At 61.2% G+C, this 16,968-nt stretch carries 16 protein-coding genes; 9 read left to right on the top strand and 7 right to left on the bottom strand.

Going from position 1 to position 16,968, the window contains the following annotated elements; translation table 11 throughout:
• Nucleotide 1: 1 nt before the first annotated feature.
• Nucleotides 2–1,153, bottom strand: a complete 1,152-nt coding sequence (locus QRN38_RS03925) for an MFS transporter (RefSeq protein ID WP_057418909.1) — start codon at nt 1,151–1,153, stop codon at nt 2–4.
• Nucleotides 1,154–1,364: 211 nt separating this feature from the next.
• On the opposite strand from QRN38_RS03925, the gene QRN38_RS03920 reads away from it, so the two are divergent.
• Together QRN38_RS03920 and rarD are read left to right on the top strand one after the other, a co-directional pair.
• Nucleotides 1,365–2,021 (top strand): HAD family hydrolase, encoded by a 657-nt coding sequence (locus QRN38_RS03920; RefSeq protein ID WP_005765207.1) that lies wholly within the window; start codon nt 1,365–1,367, stop codon nt 2,019–2,021.
• Between the two features lie 135 nt (nt 2,022–2,156).
• Nucleotides 2,157–3,041, top strand: a complete 885-nt coding sequence (rarD, locus tag QRN38_RS03915; protein WP_024667755.1) for an EamA family transporter RarD — start codon at nt 2,157–2,159, stop codon at nt 3,039–3,041.
• Between the two features lie 3 nt (nt 3,042–3,044).
• Here rarD and zapE read toward each other — a convergent pair whose 3' ends face one another.
• Both zapE and QRN38_RS03905 read right to left on the bottom strand, forming a co-directional pair.
• Complete coding sequence (zapE, locus tag QRN38_RS03910; RefSeq protein WP_005765211.1) at nt 3,045–4,160, bottom strand: cell division protein ZapE; 1,116 nt, start codon at nt 4,158–4,160, stop codon at nt 3,045–3,047.
• 66 nt (nt 4,161–4,226) lie between these two features.
• A complete protein-coding gene (locus QRN38_RS03905; RefSeq protein ID WP_054089878.1) occupies nt 4,227–5,672 on the bottom strand; it encodes a SulP family inorganic anion transporter in 1,446 nt (481 codons plus the stop codon).
• Nucleotides 5,673–5,815: 143 nt separating this feature from the next.
• On the opposite strand from QRN38_RS03905, the gene ampC reads away from it, so the two are divergent.
• Nucleotides 5,816–6,967: a class C beta-lactamase gene (gene ampC / locus QRN38_RS03900; RefSeq protein ID WP_057418908.1), complete on the top strand. Its 1,152-nt coding sequence runs from the start codon at nt 5,816–5,818 to the stop codon at nt 6,965–6,967.
• On the opposite strand, the gene ada is transcribed toward ampC, so the two are convergent.
• Nucleotides 6,960–8,066, bottom strand: coding sequence for a bifunctional DNA-binding transcriptional regulator/O6-methylguanine-DNA methyltransferase Ada (gene ada, locus QRN38_RS03895; protein WP_057418907.1), 1,107 nt, complete (start codon nt 8,064–8,066; stop codon nt 6,960–6,962). The genes ampC and ada overlap by 8 nt on opposite strands.
• Before the next feature lie 268 nt (nt 8,067–8,334).
• Between ada and efeU the strand changes: the two genes are divergently transcribed.
• The 4 genes from efeU to efeO (QRN38_RS03875) are packed head-to-tail and all read left to right on the top strand — an operon-like array spanning nt 8,335 to nt 12,607.
• Nucleotides 8,335–9,189 (top strand): iron uptake transporter permease EfeU, encoded by an 855-nt coding sequence (gene efeU / locus QRN38_RS03890; RefSeq protein WP_007245292.1) that lies wholly within the window; start codon nt 8,335–8,337, stop codon nt 9,187–9,189.
• A gap of 8 nt (nt 9,190–9,197) precedes the next feature.
• Nucleotides 9,198–10,406, top strand: a complete 1,209-nt coding sequence (gene efeO, locus QRN38_RS03885; protein ID WP_057418906.1) for an iron uptake system protein EfeO — start codon at nt 9,198–9,200, stop codon at nt 10,404–10,406.
• 24 nt (nt 10,407–10,430) lie between these two features.
• The gene (efeB, locus tag QRN38_RS03880; RefSeq protein WP_054089880.1) at nt 10,431–11,753 is read left to right on the top strand and encodes an iron uptake transporter deferrochelatase/peroxidase subunit; all 1,323 of its coding nucleotides are present in this window, start codon (nt 10,431–10,433) and stop codon (nt 11,751–11,753) included.
• A gap of 29 nt (nt 11,754–11,782) precedes the next feature.
• Nucleotides 11,783–12,607: an iron uptake system protein EfeO gene (efeO, locus tag QRN38_RS03875; RefSeq protein WP_005619373.1), complete on the top strand. Its 825-nt coding sequence runs from the start codon at nt 11,783–11,785 to the stop codon at nt 12,605–12,607.
• A gap of 66 nt (nt 12,608–12,673) precedes the next feature.
• Here the strand turns inward: efeO (QRN38_RS03875) and QRN38_RS03870 are convergent, their stop codons facing one another.
• The 3 genes from QRN38_RS03870 to QRN38_RS03860 form a co-directional block, all read right to left on the bottom strand.
• Entirely contained in the window at nt 12,674–13,444 is a 771-nt protein-coding gene (locus QRN38_RS03870; RefSeq protein WP_005619379.1) for a molybdopterin-dependent oxidoreductase, read from the bottom strand.
• Entirely contained in the window at nt 13,441–14,061 is a 621-nt protein-coding gene (locus tag QRN38_RS03865; protein WP_007245289.1) for a cytochrome b/b6 domain-containing protein, read from the bottom strand. Before QRN38_RS03865 ends, QRN38_RS03870 begins: the two co-directional genes overlap by 4 nt.
• Before the next feature lie 72 nt (nt 14,062–14,133).
• Nucleotides 14,134–14,739, bottom strand: a complete 606-nt coding sequence (locus QRN38_RS03860) for a hypothetical protein (RefSeq protein ID WP_003378210.1) — start codon at nt 14,737–14,739, stop codon at nt 14,134–14,136.
• A 169-nt stretch (nt 14,740–14,908) separates the two neighbouring features.
• Between QRN38_RS03860 and QRN38_RS03855 the strand changes: the two genes are divergently transcribed.
• Both QRN38_RS03855 and QRN38_RS03850 read left to right on the top strand, forming a co-directional pair.
• Complete coding sequence (locus tag QRN38_RS03855; RefSeq protein WP_002554192.1) at nt 14,909–15,598, top strand: heavy metal response regulator transcription factor; 690 nt, start codon at nt 14,909–14,911, stop codon at nt 15,596–15,598.
• A complete protein-coding gene (locus QRN38_RS03850; protein ID WP_024667761.1) occupies nt 15,577–16,965 on the top strand; it encodes a heavy metal sensor histidine kinase in 1,389 nt (462 codons plus the stop codon). The genes QRN38_RS03855 and QRN38_RS03850 overlap by 22 nt, the downstream gene beginning before the upstream one ends.
• The last annotated feature ends 3 nt before the right edge of the window (nt 16,966–16,968 follow it).

The following is a 16,968-nucleotide window of genomic DNA, read 5'->3' as shown; positions in this document are numbered from 1 at the left end:
TTCAGGTGCGCAGCTTGCTGCCACCGATTGCAACGCCCAGCAGCATGACGGCAACGATCATGAACGCCAGCTCAAGGCTGCTGACGTGAGCGATAAAGCCAATCGCCGCAGGACCGATCAGAATCCCGGCATAGCCCACTGTGGTAATCGCCGGGATGGCCACACTTTGCGGCATGGTTTTCTGCCGACCGACTGCGCTGTAACACACCGGCACGATATTCGAACAGCCCGCGCCCACCAGCGCATAGCCCAGCAATGCCGCCTGCCAGACCGGAATCAAGGTCGCCACTGCCAACCCGCCCGCCGCACACAGCCCGCCCAGAATGATTACCCGGTTGGAACCGACCCGTCGGACAATCGCATCACCGAACAGCCGCCCCAGGGTCATGGTCACCGCGAACACCGCGTAGCCCAGCCCGGCATAAGAGGCTTCGACGCCGCGCAATGAGGTCAGGAACACCGCGCTCCAGTCGAGCATCGCGCCTTCGGCCAGAAACACGGTAAAACACAGCAGGCCGATAAACAGCACTACGCCACGCGGGACCGCAAAAGCCGGCCCGTCCGACGGGCTGCCGTAGGGCAACAGGTTCGGCGCCGCCTTGGCCAACGCCACAAGGGTCAGCACGACCACCACCAGCATCGAATAAAACGGCGAAATGCCGAGACTGAGCAGGCCGGCAACCCCGGCAGCACCCACAATACCGCCAAGACTGAACAGGCCGTGAAACCCCGACATCATGGTCTTGCCGCTGTTGCGCTCGACAATCACCGCCTGAACGTTGGCCGTGCAATCCACCCCGCCCATGCTTGCGCCGAACACAAACAGTGTGGCGATCAGCAGCGGCAGACTGGATATCGTCGCCAGCAACGGCAGGCACAGACAGATCAGCAGCGTCGAACAGACCAGCAATCGCCGACAACCGAACCGCGCAGCCAATGCGCCTGCCAAGGGCATGGAAAGAATCGAGCCGACGCCAAGACACAGCAACAACAGACCCAGCGCACCCTCATCAAGGCCCATGCGCTGCTTGACGTACGGCACCAGTGGCGCCCACGACGCCACGCTGAAACCGGCAATGAAAAACGCGATACGCGTCGAAGATTGTTCCGCCCCAGCCTTGGCGTCCTGGGCTGCGGTGCTGAAAGAGGTCATGCATGCTCCTTGTGATTGCCGGACAGAATCGCGCCAGCCAGCGCGACAGCCTAACAAAGCTGATCGATTAACCAAACGTCTGACGCGCGCGACAGACCAGCGTTCCCGGCACATTGATTGGCGAAGCCTGCGGGCGTGGTCTAGATTCACCGCCACCGAAAGGTTAAAGATTACCAGTTGGCTTAAACACAATAATAAGGAGTAAGCATCAATGGCCCTTTCTGCGCTGTTGTTTGACTTGGACGGAACCCTCATCGACACCGATGAACTGCATTTGAACGCCTATAACCAGTTGCTGGCTCGCTGGGACCGGTCGATGGATATCGAATACTACAAGGCCCATGTGATGGGCTTTCCGGACGACATGATTTTTGGCGGTCTGTTTCCCGATATTCCCGCGTCGCAATACGCAGGTCTGGCTGCCGAGAAGGAAACGATGTTTCGCGCCCAGCTGGGTGAGACGATTCCTGTGGCAGGCGTGCTGCGCATTCTTGATCACGCACAAAAAGCCGGACTGCGCACCGCAGTCGTCACCAATGCGCCGCGGGAAAACGCGGTGGCCATGCTCACTGGCCTGGGCATCGTGGACCGTTTCGAGGCCATCGTGATCGGCGGAGAACTGCAGCGCGGCAAACCGCACCCCATGCCCTACCTCACGGCGCTGGAGCTGCTGGGCGTGAAGGCCGACCAGGCCATTGCCTTCGAGGACTCGCTGGCCGGCGTGCAGTCAGCCCATGCGGCGGGCATCCACACGTTTGGCGTGCTGTCGGGTTTGCAGGAACATCAGCTTCGGCAGGCGGGTGCGCGTGACGTGATCCGTGACTTCAATGCCGATGCCCTGTGGCAGTTTCTGCAAACGGCTGATTGAAGCGGTCACTGCTCGCTCGACAGACGCGGAACAACACGCCCTCCTGGTCGCAGGAGTTACAGCTTTTTACACGCCAGCGCACTAAAATGGCGGCGCATGCTCCATACCGGGGCAGACTCGATTCAAGAGGCGGTTGTGTACAAAGGTGTCGTGCTGTCGGTTCTGGCTTCCGTGCTGTTCGGGGTCATGTATTTCTATACCTCGCTGATGAAGCCTCTCGACGGCGAAGAGATTTTCGGCTGGCGCATGCTGCTGACGGTGCCGTGCGCCACGCTGTTCATGCTGGTCAGCGGTGACTGGCGGCGAGTCCGCGACCTGGCCGCGCGGCTCTGGCAGCGACCGCTGCTGATCTTCGGGCTGCTGCTGTCATCGATGTTGCTCGGCGCGCAACTGTTGATTTTCATGTGGGCGCCGCTGCACGGGCGCAGCCTGGAAGTGTCGCTGGGTTATTTCCTGCTGCCGCTGAGCATGATCTTCACCGGCCGGGTGGTATACGGCGAGCACCTGTCGTACCTGCAAAAGGTTGCTGCGGCGTTTGCCATGATCGGCGTCGGTCATGAACTGTGGCGGCTGGGCAGCTTTTCCTGGGAAACCCTGTTGGTTGCAGGCGGCTATCCGCTCTATTTCGTGCTGCGCCGTAAACTCAAGACCGATCACCTGGGCGGCCTGTGGTTTGACATGCTGCTGATGCTGCCCATCGGCTTGTGGTTCATCAGCAACGGCCACCCGCACGCCATTCAGCAGGCACCGCTGCTGTACCTGCTGATTCCGCTGCTCGGGGTGATCAGCGCCTCGGCGCTGGTCAGTTACATCGTCGCCAGCCGCTTGCTGCCGTTCAGCCTGTTCGGGCTGCTCAGTTACGTCGAGCCGATCCTGCTGGTGGGCGTTGCCCTGCTGCTGGGCGAAAGCATCGGTCGTGATGAATGGCTGACTTACCTGCCGATCTGGCTGGCGGTCGTGGTGCTGATGATCGAAGGCGCCAAACACATGCTGGCCCAGCGCCGCCGGGATGCGGCGTGAGTATCATGACTCGGTGAAGCGCTCCAGTTGCATTTCCTGCAGCCGGCTGAGCGTGCGACGGAAGGCAAATGACAGATAACCCTGGGTGTAGAGCTGGTCCATCGGCACTGGCGCTTCGACGTACAGCGGAATGCGCCGGTCGTAGCACTCATCCACCAGCGCAATGAAACGCCGCACGCCATCGTCGTTGGGCGACAGTTGCGGCAGTTCACGATCCCCCGCCGTGACCTGCTCCACACCATCTTCGGTGCCACGGGCAATCTTCGCCTCGCGCTGCACAGCGCCCAGAACCGGCACTTCGCTGAGCAGGATCACCGAAAATCGATCGCACAGCGCGATAAAGTCCATCGCCGCCAGCGGCTGCTCACACAGGTCGCGATAGCGGCACCACACCGCCGTGTCGGAATGCTCAACCACATTGATGCTGCGATAACCGAGCATGACCTGGGAGTCGTGCACCGGCTGGCCGGCACTCAGGGCTTCGAATATCCCCTGCAGGGCACTCGGCTGACCCGCTTGGGCCACCCAATAGCGCTGGTGCAACTGGCCGGGGTGCAGGCGATGGTCTTCACCGCCGTCCACCGCCACGACCTTCATGTATTTCTGGATAGCCGCAACGGCGGGCAGGAAGCGCTCACGGTTGTGGCCGTGGCTGTACAACTGGTCCGGTGGCTGGTTGGAGGTGCAAACCAGCACCACGCCCTGCTCGAACATCACTTGCAGCAGGCCGCCGAGGATCACCGCATCACCGATGTCGGTCACGAACAGCTCGTCGAAACACATCACCCGCACGTCCCGCGCCAGCTCTTTGGCGACCACGGTCAGCGGCTGGGGCGTGCCCATCAGTTCGAACATGCGCTTGTGGACCCAGCGCATGAAGTGATGAAAATGCTGACGCCTTGCCGGCACATTGAGGCTTTCGAAAAAACGGTCCATCAGCCAGGTCTTGCCGCGCCCGACCGGGCCCCACAGGTACACGCCCTGCGCCTGGCCGCGAGACTCGGTCAGCGCCAGGTAACACGCTTGCAGCTGCTGCACGGCCTGCAACTGCGCCTGATCGGGCTGAAAACCACGCTGGACCGCACGTTCATAAGCATCCAGCGGAGAGACGGCATCCATCAGGCACACACCTTCGGTTCAGGAAATGACAGTCAGCCTACACAAGACAGGGCCTGGGCACACGGCTCAAGCGTGCTGCACGCCCGCGCGCTTGAGCAGACGCTTGCAGCGCTCGGACAAGTGCACCACCCGCAAATGCTTGCCCGCCTTTGCGTAGCGCTCACGCAAGGTTTTCAGCGCAGCAATCGCCGAGTAATCGACAAAGCTCAGGTGGCGACAGTCCAGTGTCACTTGCGCAGGGTCTTCAGAGGGGTTGAACTGGTCAAGAAAAGGCGTGGTCGAGGCGAAGAACAGCGTGCCGTGCAGGTGGTAGATCTTGCTGCCGTCTACCTCGACATGGCTGTCGGCGTACAGCTCGCGGGCCTGTTGCCAGGCGAAGTTGATGGCGGCGATGATGATGCCGAACACCACAGCGGTGGCCAGATCGGTCAGCACTGTAACCACCGTCACCGCGATGATCGCCAGCACGTCGTTGACCGGCACCTTGCGCAACACGCGCAGCGATGCCCAGGCGAAGGTCTGCTGCGCGACCACGAACATCACACCCACCAGCGCTGCCAGCGGAATGCGCTCGATCAGCGGCGACAGAAACAGCACGAACATCAGGATCATCAAGCCCGCGACCACGCCGGAAACCCGACCGCGCCCGCCAGAACTGAGGTTGATGACCGTCTGGCCGATCATCGCGCAACCGCCCATGCCACCGAAAGCACCGGACACCATGTTGGCAGCGCCCAGCGCCACACACTCGCGGTCCGGGTAGCCACGTGTTTCAGTGATCTCGTCGGTGAGGTTCAGGGTCAGCAGGGTTTCCAGCAGGCCGACCAGCGCCATCAGGATCGCGTACGGCGCAATGATACGCAGGGTGTCGAGGTTCCACGGGATGTCCGGCAAAGCAAATACCGGCAGGCCGCCAGCGATGTGCGCCATGTCGCCCAAGGTGCGGGTCGGCAGGCCGAGCAGGTACACCGCCAGCCCGACACTGAGGATCGCCACCAGCGCCGGTGGTGCAACGCGGGTGATGCGTGGCAGCAGATAAACGATTGCCATGGTCAGCGCCACCAGGCCGAGCATCACGTACAGCGACGTACCGCTGAGCCACGATTCGCCGACCTTGAAATGCTCCAGTTGCGCCATCGCAATCACAATGGCCAGGCCGTTGACGAAGCCGAGCATCACCGAATACGGCACCAGCCGCACCAGCTTGCCCAACCGCAACAGCCCGAACAAAATCATGATCAGGCCGCCGAGCAGCACGGTCGCCAGCAGGTACTGCACGCCCTGCTGCACCACCAGCGCCACGATCACCACCGCCATCGAACCGGCCGCACCTGAGACCATGCCCGGACGCCCGCCGAACAACGCGGTCAGCGTGCAAATGATGAACGCACCGTAAAGCCCCATCAGCGGGTTGAGATGGGCAACCAGCGCAAAGGCAATGCACTCGGGCACCAGCGCGAAGGATGTGGTGAGCCCGGCCAGGACTTCGGCACGCATACGGATAGTTTTCATGGTTTACCTGAGCGGCGTTCCGTGGAGGAAGCGCAAAAAAGTGGGCATATTACGCAAACCTTTAGCGACCGACCACCGCGGCAGGCCCCTGATGCAAGCCCGCTGATGATCGGCACACCCTCAAAACAACAAGGAATTACCCCATGCAACGCAATGGAACGCTGCTCTGCACAGGACTTCTGCTGGTCAGTTCAGTCGCGTTTGCCGAGGACAACTCTGCCGCCCTTGATACGTTGGTGCAGACAGAAGCGCGCAAGGTGATGCAGGAAAACAACATCACGGGCCTGTCCATCGCCATCACCCATCACGGTAAGCAACAGTTCTACAATTATGGCGTTGCCTCAAAGGCCACGGGCCAGCCGGTGTCCAGCGATACGCTGTTCGAGCTCGGCTCGATCAGCAAAACCTTCACCGCCACGCTGGCCACCTGGGCGCAAGCCAACGGGCGATTGTCATTGACGCAAAGCATCGACAGCTACATGCCGCAATTACGCGACACGCGCCTGGGCAAAATACCGGTGTTCCATCTGGGCACGCACACGGCGGGCGGCTTCCCGATTCAGGTGCCCGAAAAAGTGCAGAACACCCGGCAACTGATGGACTATTTCAAGGCCTGGCAGCCCGAATACCTGCCCGGGACGCATCGCACCTACGCCAACCCCAGTATTGGCCTGCTGGGAGTGATCGCCGCGCGCAGCATGAACATGCCATTTCAAGAGGCGATGCAACAACGCCTGTTCCCGGCACTGGGCCTGAACAGCACCTACGTCAACGTGCCCGACGACAAACAGGCGCTTTACGCGCAGGGCTATAACACGCTCGACGAACCGGTCAGGGTCAACCCCGGCGTACTGGCCGACGAAGCCTATGGCGTGAAATCCAGCAGCCGCGACCTGATCCGTTTTGTCGAAGCCAACATCGGCCTCGGCCAGTACGACGCACCACTGCAACGCGCGCTCAGCGACACGCGGATCGGTTATTTCAAGGTTGGCGGCATGACTCAGGACCTGGCCTGGGAGCAGTATCCGACGCCGATTCATCTGGACGTGCTGCTTGCGGGCAATGCCAGCGCAATGCTGAACACGCAGAAGGCTGACGCTATCGAACCGCCGCTGGCAGCTCAGCCCACCGCCTGGGTCAACAAGACCGGCTCAACCAACGGTTTTGGCGGCTACGTGGCGTTCATAGCGCAGAAGCAACTCGGCATCGTGATCCTGGCCAACAAAAACTACCCGAACGAAGAGCGGGTCAAGCTGGCCTACCGGATTCTGCAACACGCCGAGCCGCTCAACTGAACAGCCCTGTGCCGCCGCCCGATTCGATGTCCAGCAGCTTGCGCTTGCGCTCGACACCCCAGCGATAACCGGACAACGAGCCATCACTGCGCACCACCCGGTGGCAGGGAATGGCCACCGCCAGCTTGTTGGCACCGCAGGCATTGGCGACGGCCCGAACTGCGCTGGGCATACCCAATTGCCGCGCGATTTCGGTGTAAGTGGCAGTCGATCCGGCCGGGATGTCTCTGAGCGCCTGCCATACCCGCTCCTGAAATACCGTGCCACGGATGTCCAACGGCAGCGTGAGACCGGTCGCGGGCGATTGAACAAAGCCGACGACGGTCGCAATCAGCGCTTCAAACTGTGCGTCTGCGCCGATCAGGTTGGCGTTGGGAAACTGGTCCTGAAAACCCTGAATCAGTGCATCGGGGTCATCCCCGAGGGAAATCGCGCAGATCCCCTTGCGGCTGGTCGCCACCAGAATCGACCCCAGCGAACTTTCACCCAACGCGAATCTGATATCGATGTTGGCGCCGCCCGCCCGGTATTCGGAAGGTTTCATGCCGAGCATGTTCTGCGAAGCCTCATAGAAACGACTGTTGGAGTTGTAGCCCGCCTCGTACAGCGCACTGGTGATGGTCACGCCCCGGGAAAGCTGGGCCTGCACCCGCGAGCGCATGGAAGCGGCGCCATAAGCCTTGGGCGTGAGCCCGGTAATTTTCTTGAACGTGCGGTGAAAATGAAAGCTGCTCATCCCGACCGCTTCTGCCAGCTCGGCCAGGTTAGGCATCGAATCGCAGGCGTCTATCGCTCTGCACGCGTCAGAGACTGCCGCCGCGTGCTTGAGATCGACGCTTTGCTGATCCTCAGCGCTGCGCCTGGAGGGCCGAAAACCGGCGGCTTCGGCCTGGCTTGCACTGTCAAAGAACACGACATTTTCCGGCCGTGGCAGCCTGCTCGGGCTGCCGGGTGTGCAATAGACACCGGTCGTGCGCACCGCGTAGACAAAATCAGCACTCACCGCAGAACCAGAGCGGCGGTTGAGCAAAATATCCCAGCGCGGGTCATCTTCAGTACGCAGTGCCTGCTCTGGCGCCGAGGCGTTGATGCTGTCCATGTGTTGCCCTGCCTTGAGTTTCAGTGAGCCTATCCCTGTCAGCGCTGATAAGCACCCCGAGTCTTGCTTTCAAATTCACAACGGCACAGAAAAAAGCGCCAAGCGTAAAAATCAGCCAGCTGAACCTGACCTGAACAAGCTGCCAAAAACGAGAGGCAGACAAAAAACAACTACCCGCATTCAAGAATGAGTATCATTATGTTACGCAGTGTTTCCAGCTGATGGCTCGTCGAAACACCTTCACCCTTTAGTCTCGACCCGGTGGGATATGCTCGTTCCGTTTTTGATCATGCTGCGCGAAGGCATCGAAGCCGCCCTCATTGTTGGCATCATCGCCAGCTACCTGAAACAGACCGGCCGCGGCGAGTGGATGCCTGCGGTGTGGGTTGGCGTGTTCCTCGCCGCCTCCCTTTCGCTGTTCGTCGGTGGCGGGCTGGAATTGATGAGCGCTGAATTCCCGCAAAAGCAGCAGGAATTGTTCGAAGGCATTGTCGGCCTTATTGCCGTGGGCATTCTCAGTTCGATGGTGTTCTGGATGCGCAAAGTGGCGCGCTCGATCAAGCACGCGCTGCACGAATCACTGGACGCCGCCCTCGCCGGCTCGAAAAACCAGACCTACGCGCTGATCGCCATGGTGTTCTTCGCCGTGGCCCGCGAAGGGCTGGAAACCGTGTTTTTTCTGCTTGCCGTGTTTCAACAGAGCGAAGGCTCAAGTGCGCCACTCGGTGCCCTGCTCGGCCTGTTGCTGGCCGTCGGTTTCGGTGTGGCTATCTACAGCGGCAGCATGCGCCTGAACCTGGGCCTGTTTTTCCGCTGGACCGGGCTGTTCATTCTGGTCGTGGCGGCGGGCATCCTGGCCAACTCTGTGCAGGCGCTGCATGAAGCCGGCGTGTGGAATCACCTGCAAGGCGTGGTGTTCGACATCAGCGCGCTGCTGCCGATGGACGGCCCGGCAGGCTCGGTACTGGCCGGCATGTTCGGTTATCAGGATGCGCCGACGGTCAGCACCCTGAGCGTTTATCTGATCTACCTGATCGGGGCACTGGTGCTGTTTTTCATGCCGCACACCCCGAAGGCCGGCAAGCCGGTCCAGCCACACCCATCTTCTGTTACGAACGAATAAGGGCACCCATGTCTAACCGTCCCTCAGGGCTTTGCGAGAAAGCCAGGCCGCCCCGTGTCCTGCGATTGGCCGTCGCCGGCTCAGTGATCCTGATGATTGCCGCAGGCGGGCTGTTCTACTACGCCTCGCAAGTGGCCGCCAAAAAACGCGCAGCCAATGCCGGCACTGAAACCGTGGTCAACATTCACGCGCACAATTGCGAACCGAATGCCCTGACCGTGGCCGCTGGCAAGAATGCCTTCCGTATCGTCAACCGCTCCGAGCGGGCCGTTGAGTGGGAAATTCTCGACGGTGTGCTAGTGATCGAAGAGCGGGAAAACATCGCGCCTGGCCTGAGCCAGGTGATCAACGCCAACCTCGCACCGGGCGATTACGCCATCACCTGCGGCCTGCTCAGCAACCCGCGCGGCACTTTGCACGTGACACCGACCGCCGAGTCCGACGCCAAGGCCAAAGCGCGCCCGTCGATGACCGCGTTCATCGGCCCGCTTTCCGAATACCGCGTGTACCTGAGCCTGCAAGGTTCGGCGCTGATCAAAGCCGTGACCGCCCTGCAACAGGCCATTGACGCCGGCGACCTGAGCGCCGCGCAGGCGGCTTACCTGCCCGCCCGCGCAGCCTATCAGCGCATTGCACCTGCCGCACAGCGCCTGTCAGAACTGGACAATGCCATCAACGCGCGCGCCGATTACTACGAAAAGCACGAGCAGGATCCGGGCTTTACCGGCTTCCACCGCGTCGAATACGCGCTGTTCGAGCAACGCAGCGTCGAGGGCCTGTCGCCGGTGGCGCAGCGTCTGCAAAGCGATGTCACCCAGCTCAAGAAACAGCTGATGGCGCAATCACTGACACCCGAGCAATTGCCTGCCATCGCCACACGCACGATGCGCAGCCTGGCGGACGTGCGCAGCAATGGCGAAGAAGAGCGCTACAGCCACAGCGACCTCAACGGCTTTGCCGCCAATCTGGACGGCACGCGCAAGATTGTCGATCTGCTGCGTCCCTTGCTGACGCGTAGCGCAGGCGAGCTGTTGCAGAAAATCGATGCGGCAACTGCTGACCTGGACACCACGCTGAATGCGCTCGCCACCGCTGACGGCTATCGCCCTTACGATCAGGTGGACGCCACGCAGCGCCAGCAGATCACGGCCAAGGCTGGCGCACTGGCCGATGCACTCGGCGACATCGATTCGGCACTCGGCCTTTCTGACCTCTGATCCACCGGAGCACCGTACACCACGATGAAAACCCCAGACAGCAATCCAGACGCCACTAACGCCCCTGTTTCACTGCAGCGTCGCCGTGTCCTGATGGGCCTTGGTGCCGCGGGTGCCGCGCTGGCTGGCAGCAGCCTGAGCGGCAACGTGCTGGCCGCCGCGCCTGCGCAGGTCACCGAAGCACCGAACAGCGAAAAGACACAGGACCACAACGACTTCCACGGCCTGCACCAGACCGGCATCGTCAACCCGCGCCCGGCCGCCGGCATGCTGGTGGCATTCGATGTGCTGGCCGCTGACCGTAACGACCTGGAACGCCTGTTTCGCACGCTGAACGAACGCATCGCGTTCCTGATGACCGGTGGCCCGGTGCCGGAGATCGACCCGAAACTGCCGCCGCCGGACTCAGGCATTCTCGGCCCGATCGTTACCCCGGATAATCTGACCATTACCGTGTCAGTAGGCGAGTCGCTGTTCGATGAGCGTTTTGGTCTGGCTGCGCTGAAGCCCCTACGCCTGAGCCGCATGACCGGCTTTCCCAATGACGCGCTGGACCCGGCCAGCTGCCACGGCGATTTGAGCATTCAGTTCTGCGCCAACACCGCTGACAGCAACATTCACGCCCTGCGCGACATCGTCAAGAACCTGCCCGACCTGCTGCTGGTGCGCTGGAAACAGGAAGGCACCGTGCCGCCCCAGGCACCGAAAAAACCCGGCCAGCCGGCGGAAAGCGCACGCAACTTTCTGGGCTTCCGAGATGGCTCGGCCAATCCGGATTCCAACAACCAGAAGACCATGAACGAACTGGTCTGGGTGCAACCGGGCAGCGACGAGCCGGCGTGGGCCGCCAACGGCAGCTATCAGGCGGTGCGCATCATCCGCAACTTCGTCGAACGCTGGGACCGCACGCCGCTGCAGGAACAGGAGTCGATCTTCGGCCGCAGCAAAACCACTGGTGCGCCCATGGACGGCAAGGTCGAGAGCGATGTGCCCAACTACGCGGCTGACCCCGAAGGCAAGAAAACCCGGCTGGATTCGCACATCCGCCTGGCCAACCCCCGTACTGCCGAAAGCCAGCGCAACCTGATCCTGCGTCGCCCGTTCAACTATTCCAACGGGGTGAACAAGAACGGCCAGCTGGACATGGGCCTGCTGTTCATCTGCTACCAGGCCGACCTGGAAAAAGGCTTTATCACCGTCCAGAGCCGCCTCAACGGCGAACCGCTTGAGGAATACCTCAAACCGGTCGGTGGCGGCTACTTCTTCACCCTGCCGGGGGTAACCGGCGAACAGGATTTCATCGGTCGCTCGTTGCTGGCGGCTGCATCGTCCACTCAAACCGCATGACCTACCCACTCCCTACCCGGAAGACACCCATGAAAAAGACGCCTCTGGCTTTGCTCCTGACGCTTGGCCTGCTTCAGACCCCGCTGTCCGCCTTCGCCGCCACCGCGCCGCTGGACCTGGTAGGCCCGGTTTCGGATTACAAAATCTACGTGACCGAGAACATCGAAGAACTGGTCAGCCACACCCAGAAGTTCACCGATGCGGTAAAGAAAGGCGACATCGCAACCGCTAAAAAACTGTACGCCCCGACTCGCGTGTATTACGAGTCGGTCGAGCCGATTGCCGAGCTGTTCAGTGACCTGGACGCCTCGATTGACTCGCGCGTCGACGACCACGAAAAAGGCGTGACGGCTGAAGATTTCACCGGTTTCCATCGCCTGGAATATGCACTGTTCTCGCAGAACTCCACCAAGGACCAGGGCCCGATTGCCGACAAGCTGTTGAGCGACGTCAAGGACCTGGAAAAGCGCGTGGCCGAGCTGACCTTCCCGCCTGAAAAAGTCGTCGGCGGCGCAGCAGCGCTGCTGGAAGAAGTGGCCGCGACCAAGATTTCCGGTGAAGAAGACCGTTACAGCCACACCGACCTGTACGACTTCCAGGGCAACATCGACGGCGCGAAGAAAATCGTCGACCTGTTCCGTCCGCAAATAGAGCAGCAGGACAAGGCCTTCAGCGCCAAAGTCGACAAGAACTTCGCCACCGTGGACAAGATCCTGGCCAAGTACAAGACCAAGGACGGTGGCTTTGAAACCTACGACAAGGTCAAGGAAAACGACCGCAAAGCCCTGGTCGGCCCGGTCAACACCCTGGCCGAAGACCTCTCGACCCTGCGCGGAAAACTGGGCCTGAACTGAGCTGAGGCGCCCCAAGAATGGGTTTTCTGCCCGGAGGGCGTGGGAGCGAAGCGTCGCCCTGCGCCCCTAGATTCCGCTGAACCAGTTGTAGCCCTGATCTTCCCAGTACCCGCCGGGGTTTTCGTTACTGACGAAAATCTCGACGATGTGCTTGGGGTTCTTGAAGCCCAGTTTGGTCGGCACCCGCACGCGCAGCGGGTAACCGTAGTCCGGAGGCAGCGCGACTTCGCCGAAGTCCAGCGCCAGCAGGGTCTGCGGGTGCAGCGCGGTGGGCATGTCCAAACTTGAGTAATAGCGGTCGGCGCACTTGAAGCCGACGAAGCGCGCCGTAGTATCCGCTCCGATGTACTCCAGAAACGTTTTCAGCGGCACACCGCCCCACTGCCCTATCGCGCTCCAGCCTTCAATGCAGATCAGCCGCGTGATGTCCGTGCGTTGCGGCAATTTGCGCAGCGCGTCTATCGTCCACGGCTGCTTGTCGCGTACCAGCCCGGACACCGCCAGCCGATAGTCGGCAAGCTCCAGCTCAGGCACGTTGTATTCAGGGTAAAACGCATTGAACGGGAACGGGTTGGTCAACTGCGCCTTGGTATAAGTCGGGGCCAGTTTCTGGCCGTTGAACAGCCAGGCCTGAACCCGGTCGTTCCAGCGCGACATGGCCCACAGCACCTTGTCCACCTGATCACCGTCCTGCAGATTACAGCCGGTGAGCATCGACATAGCGCCTACGGTCAGCCCTGCGCGCAGGAACGAACGACGCTGGATATCGATCAGTTGGCTCTGCTGTGCAGGCTCCAGGCGAATACGCTGGGTGATGCGTTTACGAGGTTCGTTCATGGTTGAGCAGTTCCGTCTTCGTTCGGCTGGCGGCCGCCGGTAATCATCGGTAACAAGGTACTGGGCACCAGCACGACCAACACCAGGTGAACCACGACAAACGCGCCGATCGCCGTCATCGCGCCAAAATGCACCCAGCGGGCAAAATCAAAACCGCCCAGCAAGGCAACCAGCCCCTGAAACTGCACCGGTTTCCAGATGGCCAGACCGGACACCACGACCAACACGCCCATAATCAACACCAGCCAGTACATCAAGCGTTGCACCGCGTTGTACTGACCTTTGACGTGGGCCAGGCGAAAATGCAGCGCGTCACTCATGTCGCGCTTTACCTCGGACGGCCGAACCGGCAATAGATCTCGCCTGAAATGGCGACTGAACACGCCGTACAGCACATAAATCAGGCCATTGACGACCAACAGCCACATCACCGCAAAGTGCCAGGCGATGGAGCCGCCCAGCCAGCCGCCGAGTGTCAGGAATTTGGGGAACGTGAATGGCATCAATGGCGATGCGTTATAAATGGCCCAGCCGCTCATGAACATGCAGACCATGCCCACGGCATTGACCCAATGCGTCAGGCGCACCGGCCACGGATGAATCGGGCGGGTTTTCATGCGCAGATCCCTCTAGATCAGGTGTAACCGAGGGTGTCAGCAGCAGCCTGCCACTGACAGCCTCGGCTGCGATTACATCGGCGGGGTAAAACCGTCCTTGCCGACTGCGACACCGCGTGCCGACTTGCCGTCATCGGCCGGGAACAGCACAACCTTGGCACCTTTGGTCAGTTGTTCTTTTTTGCCAGGCTCAACGTAGGCAATAGGCACGTCTTCCGGCACCACCAGCTTCTTCTCGCCACCTTCATATTTGACGGTCAGGGTGCGGCCATTGGCTTTGGACAGGGTGCCCACGGTGCCATTGGTCATGGTGCCGGTGCTGCCGTCGGCATTTTCCCAGCCGTAGTGACCTTCACCGCTGCCTTTCAGGCTTGCTTCAAAGACCGTGACTTCCAGCGCTTTCAGCGTGCCGTCAGCCTGCGGAATTGCCGCAGAACCGACAAAGCTGTCAGCCTTGATCGACTCCAGGTCAGCCTTGGAAACCAGGCGAATGCCGGTCTTGTCAGTCAGTTGAATACTCTGATGCTCACCCGCACGGGTGGTGAAGTTCAACGTGTCGGCCTGAACGCTGTCAACCGTGCCGCGCATCGGCTTGACAACCTTCATGTCAGCAGCCTGAGTCATGACAGCAGCGCTGAGCAACAGCAGGCCGAACGTAGTAGAGAGTGCAGTCTTCATCGGTACTTCCTTGGCAGTTGATATCTGAAACCCATCCTTGCACCGCTACCGGCACCGCAGAATGACCGGGCAATGACATTTTTGTCATTCGCCGGACACCCCGTCGGCAACTGGTTAGACTTCGGCATCGGTGCACCGAGGGTGCCTGCAAAGCGTAGCGGACAAAACGATGCATATCCTGCTGATTGAAGACGACACCAAGACCGGCGAGTACCTGAAGAAGGGCCTGGGCGAATCCGGCTATAAGGTGGACTGGACCCAGCACGGCGCCGACGGCCTGCACCTGGCGCTGGAAAACCGCTACGACCTGATCGTGCTGGACGTGATGTTGCCCGGTATCGACGGCTGGCAGATCATCGAAGTGCTGCGCGCCCGGCAGGACGTGCCGGTGTTGTTCCTGACCGCCCGCGATCAATTGCAGGACCGGATTCGCGGCCTGGAGCTGGGCGCCGACGATTACCTGGTCAAGCCGTTTTCCTTCACTGAACTGCTGCTGCGCATTCGCACCATCCTGCGCCGTGGCGTGGTGCGCGAGGCCGATCACTTTCATCTGGCCGACCTGGAACTCGACCTGTTGCGCCGCCGCGTGACACGTCAGCAACAGGTCATCGTGCTGACCAACAAGGAGTTCGCCCTGCTGCACCTTTTGTTGCGCCGCGAAGGCGATGTGCTGTCACGGGCACAGATTGCCTCGGAAGTCTGGGACATGAATTTCGACAGCGACACCAATGTAGTGGACGTCGCCATCAAGCGCCTGCGCAGCAAGGTCGACCTGCCCTACCCGGTCAAGCTCATTCACACCGTGCGCGGCATCGGTTATGTGTGCGAGGTGCGGCCATGCGACGCCAGCCTTCCCTGACCCTGCGCTCGACCCTGGCCTTTGCGCTGGTGGCAATGCTCACGGTCAGCGGCGCAGGCCTTTATCTCTACCAGTCCATCGAACAGACGGTGCTGCAACGCAGCGACCACGCGGTCCTGGCGCGGCTCGACCACTTTCGCAAACTGCTGCGCTACGACCTGACGATGGACAACCTCAAAGGCAGCCCGCAACTGTTCGAGAACATGCTCGACAGCGAGGAAGACATCTTTATTATCGGCGAGCCAGGCAAGCCGCCGGTGGTTTCGGTCAACCCGCAACACGCACCGCTGCCGGACTTGCCGACGGTTGCCCAGGATCAGCCGCTGCGGGTCGATGACCTGCGCAGCGGCATGAGTCTGCAAGGCGTGCCGTTGCGCGCGGCGGCGGCGCAAGTCATGTCCAACGGCGTCGAAGTGCGCTTGCAGGCCGCGCACCTGATGGTCAAGGAAATGGCCATGCTCGCCAGCTTCCGCCAGAGCATTTATATCGCCGTGGCACTGGCGTTTCTGATCACCGCCGTGCTGGGTTACGTACTGCTGCGACGCGGTCTGCGCCCGTTGCGCAAAATGGCCGCGCACGCTGCAGCGATCACCCCGGCCAGCCTGCACAAACGCCTGGACAGTCACGACACGCCTGTCGAGTTGCAGCAGTTGAGCAATGCCTTCAATGCCATGCTCGACCGGATTGACGACGGTTATCGACGCCTGATGCAGTTCTCCGCCGATCTGGCCCACGAGATCCGCACGCCGGTTGGCTCGCTGATGGGCCATTGCCAGGTGGCGCTGCGTCAGGACCGCAGCGTCGATGAATACCAGGCATTGCTGGCTTCCAATCTGGAAGAGCTGGAGCGCATCTCGCGGCTGGTCGAAAGCATTCTGTTTCTGGCCAGGGCGGACGAGGCGCAAGCGGCCCTGGAACGCCAGCCGCTCGACCTGCACGATGAATTGCAGCGCGTGGCCGGTTATTTCGAGGGCCTGGCCGACGAGCGCAATCTGAAGTTGAGCCCCAGTGGGCAAGGTACGCTGCTGGCCGATCCGATATTGCTGCGTCGCGCCCTGAGCAACCTGGTGGCCAACGCCATCCGTTATGCGGATGCAGACAGCGAGATTCTGATTCGTGTAGTGACCGTTGATCAGCAGTGGCGAATCGAAGTGGAAAACCAGGGGCCGGTGCTGCCACACGCCACCCTGGCCCGGCTGTTCGACCGCTTTTATCGTGGCGACGCCTCGCGCCATGAACGCTCAGACTCCAACGGCCTGGGGCTGGCCATCGTCACGGCAATCATGCACCTGCATGGCGGGTGTGTCGAAGTGGCGCAACCGGCTGTCGGCAGGATTTGCTTCAGCCTGGTGTTTCCGGCGGCCTGATCA

The organism is Pseudomonas sp. CFBP2511 (assembly GCF_030209255.1).
Lineage (GTDB): Bacteria > Pseudomonadota > Gammaproteobacteria > Pseudomonadales > Pseudomonadaceae > Aquipseudomonas > Aquipseudomonas avellanae.
This window is presented reverse-complemented; position numbering and strand designations above follow the sequence as displayed.

Bases quoted from the DNA above. Each gene is read 5' to 3' on its own strand.
- efeO (WP_005619373.1), top strand. From the start codon at position 11,783: ATGAAAAAGACGCCTCTGGCTTTGCTCCTGACGCTTGGCCTGCTTCAG.
- zapE (WP_005765211.1), bottom strand. From the start codon at position 4,160: ATGGATGCCGTCTCTCCGCTGGATGCTTATGAACGTGCGGTCCAGCGT.
- QRN38_RS03925 (WP_057418909.1), bottom strand. From the start codon at position 1,153: ATGACCTCTTTCAGCACCGCAGCCCAGGACGCCAAGGCTGGGGCGGAA.
- QRN38_RS03850 (WP_024667761.1), top strand. From the start codon at position 15,577: ATGCGACGCCAGCCTTCCCTGACCCTGCGCTCGACCCTGGCCTTTGCG.
- QRN38_RS03860 (WP_003378210.1), bottom strand. From the start codon at position 14,739: ATGAAGACTGCACTCTCTACTACGTTCGGCCTGCTGTTGCTCAGCGCT.
- QRN38_RS03870 (WP_005619379.1), bottom strand. From the start codon at position 13,444: ATGAACGAACCTCGTAAACGCATCACCCAGCGTATTCGCCTGGAGCCT.
- efeB (WP_054089880.1), top strand. From the start codon at position 10,431: ATGAAAACCCCAGACAGCAATCCAGACGCCACTAACGCCCCTGTTTCA.
- efeU (WP_007245292.1), top strand. From the start codon at position 8,335: ATGCTCGTTCCGTTTTTGATCATGCTGCGCGAAGGCATCGAAGCCGCC.
- efeO (WP_057418906.1), top strand. From the start codon at position 9,198: ATGTCTAACCGTCCCTCAGGGCTTTGCGAGAAAGCCAGGCCGCCCCGT.
- QRN38_RS03905 (WP_054089878.1), bottom strand. From the start codon at position 5,672: ATGAAAACTATCCGTATGCGTGCCGAAGTCCTGGCCGGGCTCACCACA.
- QRN38_RS03855 (WP_002554192.1), top strand. From the start codon at position 14,909: ATGCATATCCTGCTGATTGAAGACGACACCAAGACCGGCGAGTACCTG.
- QRN38_RS03865 (WP_007245289.1), bottom strand. From the start codon at position 14,061: ATGAAAACCCGCCCGATTCATCCGTGGCCGGTGCGCCTGACGCATTGG.
- ampC (WP_057418908.1), top strand. From the start codon at position 5,816: ATGCAACGCAATGGAACGCTGCTCTGCACAGGACTTCTGCTGGTCAGT.
- ada (WP_057418907.1), bottom strand. From the start codon at position 8,066: ATGGACAGCATCAACGCCTCGGCGCCAGAGCAGGCACTGCGTACTGAA.
- QRN38_RS03920 (WP_005765207.1), top strand. From the start codon at position 1,365: ATGGCCCTTTCTGCGCTGTTGTTTGACTTGGACGGAACCCTCATCGAC.